General features: G+C 48.0%; 13 protein-coding genes and 1 pseudogene. 4 read left to right on the top strand and 10 right to left on the bottom strand.

The features are described 5' to 3' along the window. Position 1: 1 nt before the first annotated feature. Positions 2–673, bottom strand: a complete 672-nt coding sequence (locus tag BLU03_RS08035) for a sugar transferase (protein WP_093107036.1) — start codon at positions 671–673, stop codon at positions 2–4. 461 nt (positions 674–1,134) lie between these two features. Continuing rightward, positions 1,135–1,992 (bottom strand): glycosyltransferase family 2 protein, encoded by an 858-nt coding sequence (locus BLU03_RS08030; RefSeq protein WP_093107033.1) that lies wholly within the window; start codon positions 1,990–1,992, stop codon positions 1,135–1,137. A gap of 235 nt (positions 1,993–2,227) precedes the next feature. Here BLU03_RS08030 and BLU03_RS08025 point away from each other — a divergent pair, with 235 nt between their 5' ends. Continuing rightward, positions 2,228–2,968: a helix-turn-helix domain-containing protein gene (locus BLU03_RS08025; protein WP_093107031.1), complete on the top strand. Its 741-nt coding sequence runs from the start codon at positions 2,228–2,230 to the stop codon at positions 2,966–2,968. 109 nt (positions 2,969–3,077) lie between these two features. Further along, positions 3,078–3,983 (top strand): LCP family glycopolymer transferase, encoded by a 906-nt coding sequence (locus BLU03_RS08020; protein ID WP_093107028.1) that lies wholly within the window; start codon positions 3,078–3,080, stop codon positions 3,981–3,983. A 56-nt stretch (positions 3,984–4,039) separates the two neighbouring features. Here BLU03_RS08020 and asnB read toward each other — a convergent pair whose 3' ends face one another. From asnB to BLU03_RS08000, 4 genes are all read right to left on the bottom strand, one after another. Beyond that, positions 4,040–5,944, bottom strand: a complete 1,905-nt coding sequence (gene asnB, locus BLU03_RS08015; RefSeq protein WP_093107026.1) for an asparagine synthase (glutamine-hydrolyzing) — start codon at positions 5,942–5,944, stop codon at positions 4,040–4,042. A gap of 73 nt (positions 5,945–6,017) precedes the next feature. After that, complete coding sequence (locus tag BLU03_RS08010) at positions 6,018–6,584, bottom strand: YdcF family protein (RefSeq protein WP_093107023.1); 567 nt, start codon at positions 6,582–6,584, stop codon at positions 6,018–6,020. A 53-nt stretch (positions 6,585–6,637) separates the two neighbouring features. Then, positions 6,638–7,417, bottom strand: coding sequence for a 3'(2'),5'-bisphosphate nucleotidase CysQ (gene cysQ, locus BLU03_RS08005; RefSeq protein WP_093107021.1), 780 nt, complete (start codon positions 7,415–7,417; stop codon positions 6,638–6,640). 65 nt (positions 7,418–7,482) lie between these two features. After that, the gene (locus tag BLU03_RS08000; RefSeq protein ID WP_093107018.1) at positions 7,483–8,859 is read right to left on the bottom strand and encodes an outer membrane protein assembly factor BamB family protein; all 1,377 of its coding nucleotides are present in this window, start codon (positions 8,857–8,859) and stop codon (positions 7,483–7,485) included. Positions 8,860–9,032: 173 nt separating this feature from the next. Between BLU03_RS08000 and BLU03_RS07995 the strand changes: the two genes are divergently transcribed. Further along, positions 9,033–9,593 (top strand): DUF6241 domain-containing protein, encoded by a 561-nt coding sequence (locus tag BLU03_RS07995; RefSeq protein WP_093107016.1) that lies wholly within the window; start codon positions 9,033–9,035, stop codon positions 9,591–9,593. 41 nt (positions 9,594–9,634) lie between these two features. Here the strand turns inward: BLU03_RS07995 and BLU03_RS07990 are convergent, their stop codons facing one another. The 4 genes from BLU03_RS07990 to BLU03_RS07975 form a co-directional block, all read right to left on the bottom strand. Then, entirely contained in the window at positions 9,635–11,650 is a 2,016-nt protein-coding gene (locus BLU03_RS07990; RefSeq protein WP_093107013.1) for an acyltransferase family protein, read from the bottom strand. Positions 11,651–11,800: 150 nt separating this feature from the next. Next, positions 11,801–12,595 carry a mechanosensitive ion channel family protein gene (locus tag BLU03_RS07985; protein ID WP_093107011.1) on the bottom strand — a complete coding sequence of 265 codons (795 nt, stop codon included), beginning with the start codon at positions 12,593–12,595 and terminating at the stop codon, positions 11,801–11,803. Between the two features lie 161 nt (positions 12,596–12,756). Then, complete coding sequence (locus BLU03_RS07980) at positions 12,757–13,713, bottom strand: glycosyltransferase family 2 protein (protein WP_093107008.1); 957 nt, start codon at positions 13,711–13,713, stop codon at positions 12,757–12,759. 177 nt (positions 13,714–13,890) lie between these two features. Next, on the bottom strand, positions 13,891–15,285 hold the full coding sequence (locus BLU03_RS07975) for an alanine/glycine:cation symporter family protein (protein WP_093107006.1): 1,395 nt from the start codon (positions 15,283–15,285) through the stop codon (positions 13,891–13,893). Between the two features lie 319 nt (positions 15,286–15,604). On the opposite strand from BLU03_RS07975, the pseudogene BLU03_RS07970 reads away from it, so the two are divergent. Further along, positions 15,605–15,939: pseudogene (locus BLU03_RS07970) on the top strand (IS21 family transposase); the annotation flags it as partial.

Here is a 15,939-nt window from a genome sequence, read left to right as displayed (position 1 = left end):
ATTACACAGCACCTTTTCCTTTCAGTACTTGCAATATGGTAAGAAAAAAGATTTTTACATCCATTTTCAATGACAGATGATCGACGTAATGGTTATCGAAATGTACTTTCTGACCGTGGTTTATTTCACTTCTTCCATTTACCTGAGCCCATCCGGTGATGCCGGGTTTCACTTCCAGCCTTCTTTTCTGAGCGGCACTGTAGCAGTCTGTGATTTCCGGAACTTCCGGTCTTGGTCCTACCACACTCATCTCGCCTTTTAAGACGTTCACCAGCTGAGGCAGTTCGTCCAGACTGAACTTCCGAATGAACCTTCCCACTCTGGTGACATCCGGATGCCATTCGGAGCAGCTTTTGAATACGAAATCATCCGGTACGCCGTTCGTCCAGCTGTACGTCTTTCCGTCCGACCTTTCCTCTTTCATCACTACTCGCATAGATCGGAATTTATACATACGGAAAAGTTTTTCATCCTTACCGGTGCGTGTCTGTCTGAACAGAACCGGACCGCCGTCCTCTATATAGATGGCAACAGCAATGAGCACATACACAGGTGTCAAAACCATGAGGAGGATCAGGCTTAAAATAATATCGAGACTTCTCTTAACGACTCCCTGAAATGATCTTCCGGAGGGACGTGGGACAGGTTTTTTCTGAACAACAGAGTTTTCCATATTAAAGTCACTCCTTTTCCTGTTAAAAGATCGCCCATTTCTTCCCTGCAATTGCTGAAGGTTCATTTCCATTAAAGTTATTTTATTCTTTATAAAGAACAAACCGGCAAAAAATAAAAGACTCACGCTGAAGCTCACTTTTTTCGGAAAACACAGCCTTTGTTCTTAATAAGGAACGATAAACTGAATCCACTCCTTTCACTCTTTATTTACAATCCGGAAATTCGCTATTTTTTCTTCTGGTCTTGTTTAGTATTATACTACATCGTTTACAAAAAGCCTAGCCTTTGTTTAAAATAATGAAAATATATATTTTATAAAGAACAAAACCTTTTTGTACTTCCCTGTTTTAAATTCTTTATAAAGAATGATGTTGATTACAGTCCCGAAACCTTCTATATAAAAGAGCCTCTCCCAGCGGAGGAGGCTCTGCTTCTGTAAAGATGCTACGTTTATACTACCTACCCCGGGCGATACCTGAAGTGAGCAATCATACCTCTTAAAATTGCAATACTGAGACCTGCTTTATACCGGTTTCGCTTCAACATATAGTACAAACTCACCATTATTCTCCTGAATATCCGTTTCAGTCGATAGAAAAGAGAATAGTTATGCTTATTCAAAAGAAACATTTCGGCCGCTCCCCCGTTATAAGATCGACCTTTCAAATCTTTGTTTTTATCAACCATTTCATAATCCCAGGGGTGCAGTACTTCTATCGTATTCGTGTAATAAATGATAAACCCCTCTTTAAGAGCCCGGATCGGATAATCGTAATCCTCACAGCCCTGGAATATCGTATTCGCTCCGAGGCCAAGCCTTTCATCGAACGCGCCGACTTGATCGATAACTTCTTTTTTATAAAAAGAGGAGATAGAAGCCATCAGACCGATAACATTGTATTTATGAACGAACTGGGACTTCGTATTTTCCTGTACTTTTCTTCCTGTCGGGACGCTGTTCTTCATTTTAATCGCCAGCACATCTAAATTATTCTCGTCGAAAAAATCGTTGATTCTCCGCAGTAAATTCTCCGGGTACAAACAGTCATCGTCCGGAAAGGCTACAATCTCCCCGGATACATATTTCAAACCTTCATTGCGGGATTTGGACAGGCCTTTTTCACAACTCAAGTGAAGAACGGGAAAATCCGGCTCCATTCTCTTCAACAGCTCGTGGATTCTCTCGTCTTCATTCTGATCGACAATGATAAGTTCCAAATTTTGATACGTCTGTGAAGATATTGACGTTATAAAGTTCCCTACCAAATCCGTTCTTCCGAGCGTACATAAGATTAAGGAGAACTTATGATTTTTCATTCCGCTGCCCCTCCCGGTCCTGACATTCCATTCATCATTACGTTCAGTATACACGTAGGTATCTAAAAAGAAAACAAATTTATTTTATAAAGAACAAAAGATGCTTTTCATCTTCATAGCTATTCAAAAAAATGCGCTTGTATGATTATAAAGAACCTTTTTTTTCACTTTTACCTAGGACTAGTGTATTATAAATTTAAATAATGACGGAATTTCAGAAAGGAGGTTATTCCCTTTGGAGTCAGCTGAACATATTTATTTGAAACGTCTGGATGAGACTATGCGGGCTGTGGATCATCTTAACTCGCATTCCACAACCTCGAGAGACGTTCATAACATCACTCGTTCTCTCGCCGACAACGACCGGGAGAGTCTCTATAACATTTTCCACTCCACCGGTTTCTGTTATGAGGAATACCCGGACCCGGAACAGTGGAAAAGCATCCAGTTTTTCTGGAAGAGCATTCTCGCTTCAGCAAGTCTTCAGTCCGAGGCCAGGCATCTCACCCTGATGTCTATGGCTCAGGTCTTCTCCCTGTTCCACACGATTGACGAGATGAAGGCGGAGCAGGCGGAGTCGGGGGCACGTTTTCTGACGGACAAGATCATTGATCTGTACGCCTCGAGCGTTAAGGAATTCGATACGATAACGAACCCGCATGTCGCCAAGGCTATCCAGTTCATCAATACAAAAGTGAAGTCGCGGGATTTGCAGCTGAGTACTGTAGCAGAAGAACTCGATATCTCCTCTCCTTATCTGTCTTCCATTTTCCAAAAAGAAATGCAGGAAACGATCACTTCCTATATCCACCGCAAGAAGATAAAAGCTTCCACGGAACATCTTATCTTCACCGACTATTCGATCAAGGACGTGGCATCGGAATACGGATACTCCTCTGTCACCACTTACGGAAGGAAATTCAGGGAAGTCATGGGGACGACTCCTCTCAAGTACCGGAAAGCACATTCGTTCTGAAATATCTTTCCTGAATTACACCGCCCTTCGACTTTTGTGGTAAAATAAAGAATAATGGTTTCGCATCGCGAACCGGTACTACCACTACACTTGGAAAGTAGGGTTTCATTTGAAGAAACTTGGGAAAATCACTGTAATCATCGTCATTTTATTGTTTTTCGGAGCCGGGACGTACGCCGGATATGTATACAGCCAGGCAGAAACGACGGTGAACAGCAATATGCATTCGCCGGTCACCTCTATCGATCATGAAGAAACGAAGAAAAAAGTCGAAGATAAAGAAACGATCAACATACTGCTGATGGGCGTCGATGAGCGGGAAGGCGACCGCGGAAGATCGGATACCCTCCTCGTCGCTTCCGTCCAGCCGTCCAAGGAGAAGACCAATATGATCAGCATACCGCGAGACACCAGAACGGTGCTCGGCGGGAATGAACCGGAGAGCGGGAGGATGGATAAAATCAACCACGCCTATGCTTTCGGGGGAGTCGATATGGCTGTGGATACGGTAGAGACGTTCATGGATATGGAGCTTGACTACTACGTAAGAATCAACATGGAAGGTCTCGTCGAACTGGTGGATGCCGTGAACGGAGTGACTGTCACTAACGACAGAGCTTTCACTCAGGGAGGGATCGAATTTCCCGAAGGGGAGATTGATCTAAGCGGAAACGAAGCGCTTGAATATGCACGAATGAGAAAGAACGATCCTAACGGCGACCTCGGCCGTAACGAAAGACAGCGTGAAGTGATCAAAGGGGTGGTCGACAAAGCCGCTTCCTTCTCCTCGGTCAGCAAAATCCAGGGGATTCTGGACGTCCTCGGCGGCAACGTCACGACGAACGCCGACTTCGATACGATGAAGATGCTGTTCCAGGATTACCGGAAGTCCGGTCAGAATATCGACACGTACCAGATGAAAGGCAGCGGTGTGACCATCGACGGTATCTACTACATGCAGATGCCCGACGAGGAAATCGCTAAAGCGAAATCGCTCATCACCCCCGGTTCGTAACCGGCCCTTACAAAACAGAAGCCTGACGGATACTCATCCGTCAGGCTTCTTTGTCGTTACACGAGAGTCAGTTTGCTTTCTGTTTTGTCTTCGGAAATGAGTTCTTCGAGCGGATAGCGTTTCTCTATGAAAATTTGGTGCCACAGCATAAACATGAGCACCGTCCATATCTTCCGGCTGTAATCATGCTTGCCGCTCCGGTGCGTTTCTAAAAGCCCAAGGACGTACTCCTTGTGGAAGTATCGCCCGGTTTCACTTTCGGAAATAAGCGTCCGTGCCCAGTCGTACATTTCATTCTTCAGCCACTCACGGATCGGCACGGGGAACCCGAGCTTCTTCCTGTCCAGTACGTGATCCGGCACAATACCTTCCGCTGCTTCCCGTAAAATGTGCTTCGTGGTTCCGTTCGCTATCTTCAGATCCGCCGGAATGTGTTTCGCTACATCATATACTTCCTTATCAAGAAACGGGACCCGCAGCTCAAGCGAGTGAGCCATCGTCATCCGGTCCGCTTTCAACAGAATGTCCCCGCGCAGCCAGGTGTGGATATCCACATGCTGCATCTGATGGACGTAATCATAATCTTTCGCTGTATCAAAAAGGGTTTCCGTCACTTTCTGATACGGAGGTTCGGTGTGGTTTCGAAGCAGCTCCTGTTTTTCTTTCTCCTCGAACATTTTCGCATTCCCTATATAGCGGTCGCGGAGCGGGGTCGTACCGCGTTCAAGGAAGCTTTTCCCTTTCACCCCTTCAGGCATGATCGACGCGACGCGGTTCAGCCAGTAGTTCACCGGCCGGGGAATTTTTGTGAAGGCCTTCAACGACTGAGGTTCCCGGTAAATGTTGTAGCCGCCGAACAGCTCGTCCGCCCCTTCGCCGGAGAGAACGACGGTGGAGTGTCTGCGAGCTTCTCTTGCGACGAAATATAGAGGAACGCAGGCAGGATCCGCAAGAGGATCATCCATGTGGTACATGATTTTCGGAAGTTTCTGTACGTACTCTTCCGGCGAAATCATATAGGAGTGATTCTCCACCCCGAGTTTTTCCGCTGTATCCGCCGCTACATCCACTTCGGAATATCCTTCTCTTTCAAATCCGACCGAAAACGTGCGGAGGCCGGGATGGAGCTCTTTGGCCATGGCCACAATCAGACTGGAGTCGATTCCGCCGGAGAGGAAAGAACCGACTTCAACGTCACTCCGCATGTGTTTCTCCACCGAATCATACATGACGTCGCGGACACGATGGACCCACTTCCCCTTCTCCATGATTACAGGAGTAAATTCAGATTTCCAGTACTGCGTGAACGTTACGGCCCCACCCGGCTTCTGAGTGAAATAGTGACCGGCCGGTACTTTCCGGATGCTGGCCGTCATCGTCCATGGTTCGGGAACGTACTGGAAACTTAAATAATGGCTCAGGGCTTCTTCGTCCACGTCGACCGGATCATCATCAAACGTAAGGCACTTCTTCTCCGAAGCGAAATACGTCCCATCTTCCTCCACCGAGTAATACATAGGTTTGATTCCGAAAGGATCTCTGGCTCCGTACATCATCTCTTCCTGCTTGTCCCAGAGAAGGATGGCGAACATGCCGCGCAGACGGCGGAATGCGTCTTCACGCTTCGCCTCGAACAGAGCGGCGATGACTTCCGTGTCGGACTCGGTCGCAAACGTATAGCCTTCTTTCTGTAACTCTTCCCGTAATTCGATATAGTTGTAGATTTCTCCGTTGAATACGAGAGAATATCTTTCATTTTCGTAGCTCAGCGGCTGCTGACCGTTTTCAATATCTATAATGCTCAACCGCCGGAACCCGAAAGATATATATTCGTCGTGATATATTCCTTCCTCATCAGGACCACGATGCGTGAGAAGATTGTTTTTCTTCCGGAAGAGCAGTTTGTCTTCTTCTGTCATAGGACCGGGAACGTTTCTGAGGACACCGATAAAACCGCACATAGTTAACCTCCTTCAATTAACACAGGACTATTATACCACCATTCGAATGATATCATCACCTTTTTATTTCCATTCATTCAAATAAAAGTCTGATCCGGTAGAACATCAGTTTCACGTACTCCCGGAAAGCAGTCAGATGCTGTTCTTCCGTCAACTTGCTTTCGGGATCGAACGGGGTATCTGCCGTCGCATAGCTTACGTCTGTATTTTCATTTCCGATCACTTTATCAAAAACAATTTTCGTTCTTCTGGAGTGGTAGTCGTCCGTAACGACCAGCAGCGTCCGTATCCCTTCTTCTTTCACTATCTTTTCCATATTCCTCGCTTCCTCCCACGTGCTTTCCGCTTCCGGAGTACCGGTGACGGCAGCCGTCTTCAGTCCTGGGAACGCTTCTGCATCCTCCGGCTGAACGCCTCCGGAGAGGATGAGGCGTCCCGCGTATCTTTCCTTATAAAGTGCGAGACCACGCTCCACCCGTCCGGGGCTTCCGTCCAGCACGTATATCACTTCGGAAGGCTTCGGTTTTTCTTTGATAACGAGAAAGTCACGCCCGAGCACAGTGAATGTGATAACGACAGCCAGAAAAATCAGAAAAAATAACAGAAGAACACCGGCGATCACTTTTTTCTTCGTTTGCATAACAGACCTCCCCTTATCGTAAAAAAAGGCACCCCGTAAAGGAGTGCCGGATCTTATCCTCGTGTGGCGAGGAACCACGGGTTATGCAGATCCTCTTTGTTGTATGTGAGCGAATGAATCGAATTGGCGACACCGACGGAACCGCCGGCAAGCTCGACGATTGCCTGACCGGCTGCCGTATCCCACTCCATTGTAGGAGCGTAGCGCGGATAATAATCGGCCACTCCTTCGGCAACGAGGCAGAACTTAAGTGAACTTCCCGCAGAAACGGTTTCCACAGAGTCATACGTCATTTCGAGGTCTCCGATGAACTCCTTCGTATCTTCGGACATGTGCGAACGGCTTGCGACGATGCGTGCCGTATCTCCTGCTGCAGGGAGAGCCGGCAGTACCGTCGCTTTTTTCCCCCACTCCGGACGCAGGACGGAAGTGAGTTTAAAGGATCCTTTCCCTTCGACCGCTACGTAAAGGTCCTCAAGGGCCGGAGCATACACGACGCCGAATACCGGTTTTCCGTCTTTGATCCGCGCGATGTTCACGGTGAATTCCCCGTTCTTCTTCAGAAATTCTTTCGTGCCGTCCAGCGGATCGACGAGCCAGAATTCTCCCCACTCTTTACGCTCCTCGTAGGAAATGGAACTTCCTTCTTCGCTTAAAATCGGAAGGGAGTCCTTTCCCTCCTCCAGTTTCTTCACGATAATATCATGAGCGGCACGGTCCGCCCGGGTGAGCGGTGAATCGTCCTCTTTCGTTTCGACATCGAAGTCTTCGCTTTCATAAATCTTCATAATTTCCTGACCTGCCTTAAGAGCAGCTGCAATCGCTTGTTCCATATGTTTCTCCCCCTAGTTCACTATAATTTATTGTTTATTATACATGATTCCCCGCCGGTGGGCCTCTACTTCCCTACTCTCCGGGGATCTTTCCTGACTGTCCTTTTCCTTAATATGAACAGAAGCACCACGGCGAGCAGTGCCGTCGCGGCGAACAGAGTTATTCCTAGCGGACTCGTCCAAAAAAAGGAAGCGTCCGAGGAACCTCTGACGTCACTGGTGGGAAGGGCGTACACGTTCGAGTCCTGACTCCCGACAATCAGGGTTCCGTTCATCAGTACCGGGCCGGAGGGGGCCAGGACTCCTCCGAGTTCCTTACTCCCGAGCAGCTCATACGTTTCGGTATCGAAAGCGTACACGAACCCTTCTTTATCTGTGAAGTACACGGTCCCGTTTTCCGCAACCGGAGGCGCCTTACTAACGTTCGCCTCGTATTTCCAATTCTGTTCCCCGTCCGCCGCGTTGTAAGCGTAATAGGATTTGGTAATCGGACTCGCGACGAATACCTGGTCTTCATAAATCATCGGGGCTCCCGACTTATTATTTTTCACCATTTCCCCCTGGCCAAGGCTGTCTTTCCATTTCATCTCTCCGTTATCCGTATTCATGGCGTAGATCATGTGGGTGGGATTGTCGTCCTCTTCCCCCTCAAGGGCTGTTGTAATGACGGAATCTTCATAGATGACCGGCGGTACGTCATCAAGACCCGCATAAGCTTCCGGGAATTCCGTCTGCCAGCTGATTTCTTCCTTTTCAAGATCGACGGCTGTGAATGTGTAAGGCGTAGGCGCCCCTCCCCCTACGTACAGCATCCCGTCTTCAATCGTCGGAGAGGACATACTCATCACGTGGCCGAGTTCTAAGTTCCACTCTTCTTCCCCGCTCTCTGCATCCACGGCATACAGGTGTCGATCTCCGGCTACAATGTATACCGTCCCGTCATGAAAAGCCGGTGTCGGCATCACCTCGCCGTCGGTTTCAAACTTCCAGCGGGTCTCCCCCGTTTCGGGATTCAGACTGAGAACCCCACTGTCTTCTGTTCCTCTCGTTCCATTTTCTTTGAAATAGCGGTTTCCGAAACCTACGAACAGATTATCTTCGGCATAAATCATTTCCGAGTGTACCCAGTTCGGAGCTTTTGCTTCCCAGTTCATCGTACCCTCGACCAGATTATAAGAGTAAAGATCGCCGGACTCGTGATTTCCTATGTAGGCATTGTTACCGACAATCACGGGAGTCGACCGTATCTGGTTGTTCGTTTCGATGACATCCTGTATCTCTTCGTCGAAACTGCTGTTGTACACGGGATTGTTTTCGGAATTCATCCGGTACTCCGTCCATTCCTCCGGACCGACTTTCGCAGCCGATGCCTGTTCGGTCATTACCAGACTCCCTGCCAAAAATAAAGCGGATAACATTACATTACGGACTCGTTTCTTCATCAGTGACCTCCTCCATTAGGATAGACGTTCTTTTATTATACTTACCACACTCACCCTTCTCCCCGTAGCGAAAACGTATACAAATAATTGGCCTGCCTATTTTTTCTCTCTTGAACTCCAAGTATATCATCGATAGCATGTAGATGGAATGCAAGGAGAGGAGAGGTTTTATTATGGTCAGGAAAACGATTCTGTGGACGCTTGGTATTCTGCTTCTTGCCGGAGCGGGGACCGGGGGTTACTTTTACATAACAGGTACGGAAAACACCGAAACGAAAGAAGAGGAGCCGTCCGATTCCAAAGACGGGAAACCGGGGAAAAAGGAAGAGGAGAAAGAAGTCGAAGAGCTGTCTAAGGAGAAGTTCGAGGAATCCTCGGACGAGGAGGAACTGAATCCGTTCGGGGATGAGAAGAAAGCTGACACTGTCCCTGAATCGACCATCCGGGATTACATCCACCAGATGAGCCACCAGAAAGTGCAGGCCGAACAGAAGTGGGGTTTTTACCGTATAACCGAGGAGCGAATCAATTGGCTCTCCGATAAAGTGAAGAGGAATGAATACAGTGAAGGGGCTCAGTATGAAAATATACTGAATGCCTGGAGTAACGGGAATTTCAGCAACGTCGATGAACACCACAATATTATATGGAGGATGCAGGGCGGAAACGTCGGCAAAGCGACCGGCGTCCTGAGCGAAGAGGAAGAACAGGCGTATATCGAATCCGCCCAGTAACAGAGAAGCCATAGCCGCATCGCCGGCTATGGCTTCTTTTACTATTCATCCAGATTTTCCAGAGCTTCTCTCAGCGGTTTCTTCAACGGTTCGGCCAGCGTGTAGGAATAAAGGTTCGAGATATGGTGCACGTCCCGATAAACGATGACGTTACCTACTACGGAGTGGCAGGTATCCTCGTCACAGAAGTACTCCGACAGATCGGCAAACGTTACGTTATCCGGAATACCTTCTGTTATTTCCCACGGCGGAGTCTTCGGCAAGGAGCCTTCCCGTTCAATCGAACACTCCTCTTCGGATTTCGTCTCCAGACATTCCGGGATTCTCTCCCCCATTCGCGGGTTATCCCGAATGGCGAACACTTCGGTAACGCCGTCCAGCTTCTCCCACTGCTCGATATACCCTTCCGGCACCTTCGGCATATTATTCACGGTAGCCGTACCGAACACCATATCCGGCGGGTCCTCGAGGAGGGGTTCTATCACTTTTTCGTTCCATTCCATGCATGATTCATTCATGGCACCTCCGAAATCGTCGGTGGTGAATCTGCAGCCGTCCTTGTTGTACACATCAATCTGCATATTCAATTCGTCCGAGAGACGATTCAGCGCCGGGAACCAGTGGCCTGTGTGGGAGCCTCCCACCAGAGCTACCGTATAGTCCGGGTTTTCGGTCTGACCGTAGGAGCAGTGGCTCACGCCTTCCTCCTCGAGATCGGTGTAACAGTCTTTGTCACTGTAGAATTCAGGCAGGTTGCTTTCCGAACCGGGAGGATTGAGGATAGGCTCCACCCCCTCAGGCGCTTCCACCCCTTCTTCCATCGCCAAAGCCCCCGGGTAATCCTGCTGATTATAATCGTCGTTCAGATTATCTTTCGCCTGCGAGGCATAGATGTCCCAGGAAAAGTATACGGCCAGCACCGGGACGACCAGCGCCACGAGAACGGCAGCGACTTTCCCTTTCGCTTCTCTCAGATTAATCGTACGGATAGGGGACTCCACCAGTCTCACTGAAGCTACCGATAACACGAAAGTGATGACGAGAATGAGCAACCCCCACTGTATTGGAATCGTGTCCGTACCGAAATAATTGTAGTAGAAAATCAGAAGCGGATAGTGCCACAGGTAAAACCCGTAGGAAATCCCTCCGAAATACATGAAAGGCTTGGAGCCGAGGAGTTTTTCCACCCCGAATCCGTGCCCGGTTTCTGCCGCCAGAATGACCATGATGACTCCGGAAATAGGTAAAAGTGCAGCGTAACCCGGGAACACGCTCGATACAGGTACGACAATACCTGTCAGGCAGATGACCGCAAGTCCTGCCCAGCCTAAACCGAAACTGACGTTCTTCGGTAACCGCAGATATGGAAGCAGGAGTGCCAGCATTCCGCCGAGACTGAATTCCCAGGCCCGGGCGAAAGTATCGAAATAAGCCCACGGCTGGTTCACTTCCGTAATATAGATGGAGTAGGACATAGAAGCTATAAATATAAAGGCGAGCACTCCAAGAAGCGTCTTTCTGACAGGCGTCTTCAGCAATTTCTTAGCCAGCATTACACTTAGAAAAATGACTAAAGGCCAGGTTACGTAAAACTGCCCCTGCAGAGACAGCGCCCAAAAGTGCTGGAAAGGGCTGGAGTTATTGTTCTGAGCCAGATAATCGACCGCATTAAATGCCAGCTGCCAGTTCTGGAAATAAAAAGCGGAAGAAAACATGTGCGAAATGAGCTGAGGCCACTGGGAGAGCGGCATAATGACGATGGACAACAGGGCGACCGTTATAATGACTACGTATGCGACCGGGAAGAGACGCTTGCCAAGGCCCAATAAATATTCCGCCAAATTAATGCGCCCGTATTTCACCATCCGGGATAGAAGCGAAGTAGTAATCAAATAGCCGGATACGATAAAGAATACATCTACGCCCCCCGACACGGAGCCTAACCAGATATGATAAATAGCCACCAGAAGGGCGGCCACTGCACGCACTCCTTCGAGTTCAGGACGGAAGCGCTTCTCCGGCGCTCTCAAGTCTCTGGTTTTTTCTCTGTTGTCCATGATTACCCTCTCCATTATCTTTAATATATTCCGATCACTGCAAACGGTTATTATGCAACGTAATAATACATCAACTGGTATAATTTTTCAATGAATCATAAAAAGAGAGGCAGTGCCCACGGCACCACCTCTCCATTCGGCTGTAACAGCCTATTGTTTCTGACTTACGTTAACGTCCATCTGAGGGTACGGAATAGACAGTTCATCATTTTCAAACCATTTCTTCACGTCTTCCATTACGTCGAAGTGCACGGTCCAGTAGTCCTCCGACTTCGACCAGACGCGTACGGTATAAACGACAGCACTCTCTCCGTGTTCGGAAATTTTAACGAACGGAGCCGGATCCTGAAACACGAGAGGATGCTTACTGACGATTTCCGTAAGAGACTGGATCACGTAGTCTGCATTCGTTTCATATCCTGCTCCGAACGCAAAGTCCACACGTCTCGTTTCCTTGACGTTGTAGTTCGTCAGTCCGGTGTTGGACAACGAAGCGTTCGGCACGAAGATGACTTTGTTGTCGGGAGTGACGAGCTCTGTATAAAGAATCTTGATCCCCTGTACGGTACCGCTGTAGCCGCCACCTTCCACGTAGTCTCCGACCCGGATCGGGCGAAGGGTAAGCAGCAGCACACCGCCGGCGAAGTTAGCCAGCGCCCCCTGGAAGGCAAGACCAATAGCGAACCCGGCAGCTGCAATAATAGCGACGAAAGATGTGATATCCACGCCTAGAATCTGAACGACTGTCAATACCAGCAAGATTTTCAGAATCGTCCCGGCCATGGAAGTCAGGAACGGCTTCAGCGTATCGTCCATTTTCGAACGATCTATTCCTTTAGCTACGAATTTCGTTATGACTCTGATGACTGCAAGTCCCACAAGCAGTACAATAAGTGCAAGAGCTATGCTCTTGGCGATAGGTACAATGATTTCCAACCAATCCACGAAAAATTCCTCCTCTTAACGCAATGAATATTTTATAAATGCCTATCCTATCTTACATTCTTTTCATTCAGCGAACAACGTAAAAAATGGAAATCGACAATTAGCAGCAGTTACAATCCCGAACATAAAAAAGAGCAGAAGAATCCTCTGCCCCGCTCTCGTTATTTATTCATAAACCTTTCTAACTCCGCTTCTTCCTTTTTCACCTTTCTATACCTGGCTTTGAACCACCACGGGTTAAGCATACGTCGCGTAAGGATTTTCACTTTCTGTTTCCGTAACGCTCGATACACTTTCCACACTTTTCGTATGCCAAACTGCCGTGCCCCCAGCAGGTAGTAACGTCCGTTCGGTTCGATGATTTCAAACTCCGCTTTTGATACGTGGTCTTTTAGAAAATAATGTTCCCTAAGGAAAACGTGGCACCTGGTATCAAACGATTTCTCCGTTACGACAGTGGTCAAACTGCCGCTGTCTTTCGTCGCACAGTAGATCCGTTCGTCAGAAGCATAAATCTTCCGCGCGTAATAACCGCTCTTTACGGAAAAAAGGACGTCGTTGGCGTGCATGACTTCGTCGAACTTAATGTAATTCTTCATGATTAACGAACGACGGAACAGCTTCGACCACGGAACCTCGAACTGATACCTCAATTTCAGTTCAGCTGTACGGTTCTTTTCCTTCAGGTAATTCTTTACAAGAACCTCATACTTCGCATGTCTGTCCGCCTCGTCGTCAGTATTGTTATACACACTTACCGGAGTGAAATATACGATATCGTACTCACTTTCAAAAAACGCACTCACCTTTTCATAAAAACCGTCCAGAAAGTAATCGTCTGCATCAGCGAACAGAATCCACTGACCTGATGCGTGATAAAGACCTTCGTTTCTCGCAGCACCGGCACTTTTCTTCCCAGCTCCGTTCGACAGAAACAGAAGCCGGTGTTTATAAAACTTATCACGCAGCACTTCCAGCTTCGCTTTTTCGGCAGGGTCACTATGATCATCCACGATAATAATCTCAATTGAATGACGGGCAGGGATAGAGGCAACAAGTCGCTCCAAAGATCCGGAGGAATTGAAGTGGGGGACGATGATCGATAATTTCACCAACATATACCCTCTCCTTTAAGCGAATTTTTCTCAGCAACCCTCATGAAATTTCCATTCTCTATAATCTATTCTAATTCATTATAAAAAACAAAACAACAAAATAAAAAACAATTCCTGTCGGGAACTGTCTGTTCAATGAAAAATAAAAAGAGGGAGCAAGGCAAAGGTAACGCCTCTGCCTTACTCCTGATGCTCTCCATTTCCTCTATACTTACTTTCGCCTTCGCCGCGCAAGTAGTTCCTGAAGTAATCGTCCGTAATCGACTTCACCTGCTTACTTAAAAATACGACAGCAATCATATTAGGGATAACAATCATCGCCAGCAGCAGATCGAGGAACTGCCAGATGAATTTCAGCCCGCCTATGGCACCGAGAACGATAGCCACGAGGTAGACGTAGCGCATGAAGAGCGAGAACTTACGACCGAATAGAAACTCCGCCTGCTTCTCCCCGTAGTAGACGATAATCAGCACAGTAGTAATAACGAAGAAAAACAGAATAAGAGAGATGATGCTTCCTGCGAGGGAAGAGCCGAATATCGTCGCGAAAGCCGTCGGTACCATGTCGGCGGCGCTGTCCGGCCCAACTTCCTTCCAGGCCCCCGTCGTAAGAACAGCCATGGCGGTCATCGTACAGACGACGAGCGTATCCATAATGACTTCGAACACACCCCAGAACCCCTGTCTGGCCGGGTGATCGTTTCTCGCAGCCGAGTGGGCGATCGGCGCGGTGCCCATCCCTGCTTCGTTGGAGTACAGACCGCGTGCCAGCCCCCAGCGTATAGCTGCAGCTACCCCGGCCCCAAGGAAACCTCCCGCAGCAGAGATCGGCTGGAAAGCGTATTCAAAAATCAGTAGAAAAGCCTGCGGTACTTCACTGATGTTGATGATAAGAATTGTAAGTACACCTGCTATGTAAGCGAGAATCATAACCGGAATCAGCTTTTCCGTCACTTTTCCGATAAGCTTAATGCCGCCGATAATTACCATGCCGACGAGAAGCATAACGACGAGCCCGGTCCATAGCGAGGAGATGCCGAATGATCCATTAATCGTCTCCGCCACAGAGTTCGCCTGGACCATCGTACTTGCGATGATTTCGAGCATAAGGGCGAACGCAAAAAAATACGCGACCTTCTTCCAGCCAAGTCCTTTCCGTATGTAGTACATCGGGCCGCCGACGTACTCATTCTTCTCGTTCGTCTCCCGGTACCGGATACCGAGGACGACTTCCGAATATTTCGTAGCCATACCGATCAGAGCGACAATCCACATCCAAAAAATCGATCCCGGCCCCCCGAGAGCAATCGCCACCGGTACCCCGACGATATTCGCCGCCCCCATCGTCGCCGCAAGAGCACTCGTCGTCGCCTGGAAAGGAGACACCGAGCCTGGATGATCGCTTTTTTTGAACATCTTTCCAAGTGTTTCACCGAGAATATGCGGCAAATGCCTGAACTGAAAGAAACCGAGCTTTAATGTCAAAAAGACCCCGCCGCCCAGCAGTAGAATGATCATAGGTAAGCCCCATACGATTTCGGTAATTTTTGCGATGATTTCCGTGAATTGTTCCATGCTGGCCCTCCCCAGTCAGTTTTCTTAATTAATTAATCGCTTACAATTCGTATGTAAAAATTACACTGGAAATCACTAATCCGTCCAATGAAATTTATTCAATCTTATGTTAAATTCCATTGTCTGTCAATTCTAATAACAAATTAGATCTAACCGTTACTCATATTTATGGCAGTATGAAAATGTAAGGTTCGGCAGCCCTTCTATGTAAGTTGCCAAACAAGGCAAAAAGCGTAAAAAAAAGCCACTTGCTAACGATCCCTTAAATCCATAGACTTCCTGTTGTGCAACCATTTAAGGACAGGAGGTCATTAAGGAGATGTTAGAAGTGACTGACATTAAGTATATCAGGAAAGAAGTTAACGAAAAAGGGTGCAGCTACTCGGATGTGGCCAGAAGGACGAATACGGACGTCCGCACGGTAAAGAAATACGCAGACCAGGAAACATTTCGTCCTTCGGACAAAACAGAAAAGAATCAACCAGCCCCCGTCATGGATCCCGTAAAGCCGACGATTGATGAATGGCTGAAGGATGACTTGAAGAAAAAGAAAAAATACAGAAGGACTGCCAAACGTATATGGCAGTTGTTGAAAGATGATGGTTTCGCAGGATCAGAGAGAAGCGTACGTACCTACGTGTCGCGGAGGAAGAA

This window comes from Salimicrobium album (assembly GCF_900107115.1).
Taxonomy (GTDB): Bacteria; Bacillota; Bacilli; order Bacillales; family Halobacillaceae; genus Salimicrobium; species Salimicrobium album.
The sequence above is the reverse complement of the archived record's forward strand: the minus strand, read 5'-3'. Positions and strand labels throughout refer to the sequence as shown.

Bases quoted from the DNA above. Each gene is read 5' to 3' on its own strand.
- BLU03_RS08035 (WP_093107036.1), bottom strand. From the start codon at position 673: ATGGAAAACTCTGTTGTTCAGAAAAAACCTGTCCCACGTCCCTCCGGA.
- BLU03_RS08030 (WP_093107033.1), bottom strand. From the start codon at position 1,992: ATGAAAAATCATAAGTTCTCCTTAATCTTATGTACGCTCGGAAGAACG.
- asnB (WP_093107026.1), bottom strand. From the start codon at position 5,944: ATGTGCGGTTTTATCGGTGTCCTCAGAAACGTTCCCGGTCCTATGACA.
- BLU03_RS08010 (WP_093107023.1), bottom strand. From the start codon at position 6,584: ATGCAAACGAAGAAAAAAGTGATCGCCGGTGTTCTTCTGTTATTTTTT.
- cysQ (WP_093107021.1), bottom strand. From the start codon at position 7,417: ATGGAACAAGCGATTGCAGCTGCTCTTAAGGCAGGTCAGGAAATTATG.
- BLU03_RS08000 (WP_093107018.1), bottom strand. From the start codon at position 8,859: ATGAAGAAACGAGTCCGTAATGTAATGTTATCCGCTTTATTTTTGGCA.
- BLU03_RS07995 (WP_093107016.1), top strand. From the start codon at position 9,033: ATGGTCAGGAAAACGATTCTGTGGACGCTTGGTATTCTGCTTCTTGCC.
- BLU03_RS07990 (WP_093107013.1), bottom strand. From the start codon at position 11,650: ATGGACAACAGAGAAAAAACCAGAGACTTGAGAGCGCCGGAGAAGCGC.
- BLU03_RS07980 (WP_093107008.1), bottom strand. From the start codon at position 13,713: ATGTTGGTGAAATTATCGATCATCGTCCCCCACTTCAATTCCTCCGGA.
- BLU03_RS07975 (WP_093107006.1), bottom strand. From the start codon at position 15,285: ATGGAACAATTCACGGAAATCATCGCAAAAATTACCGAAATCGTATGG.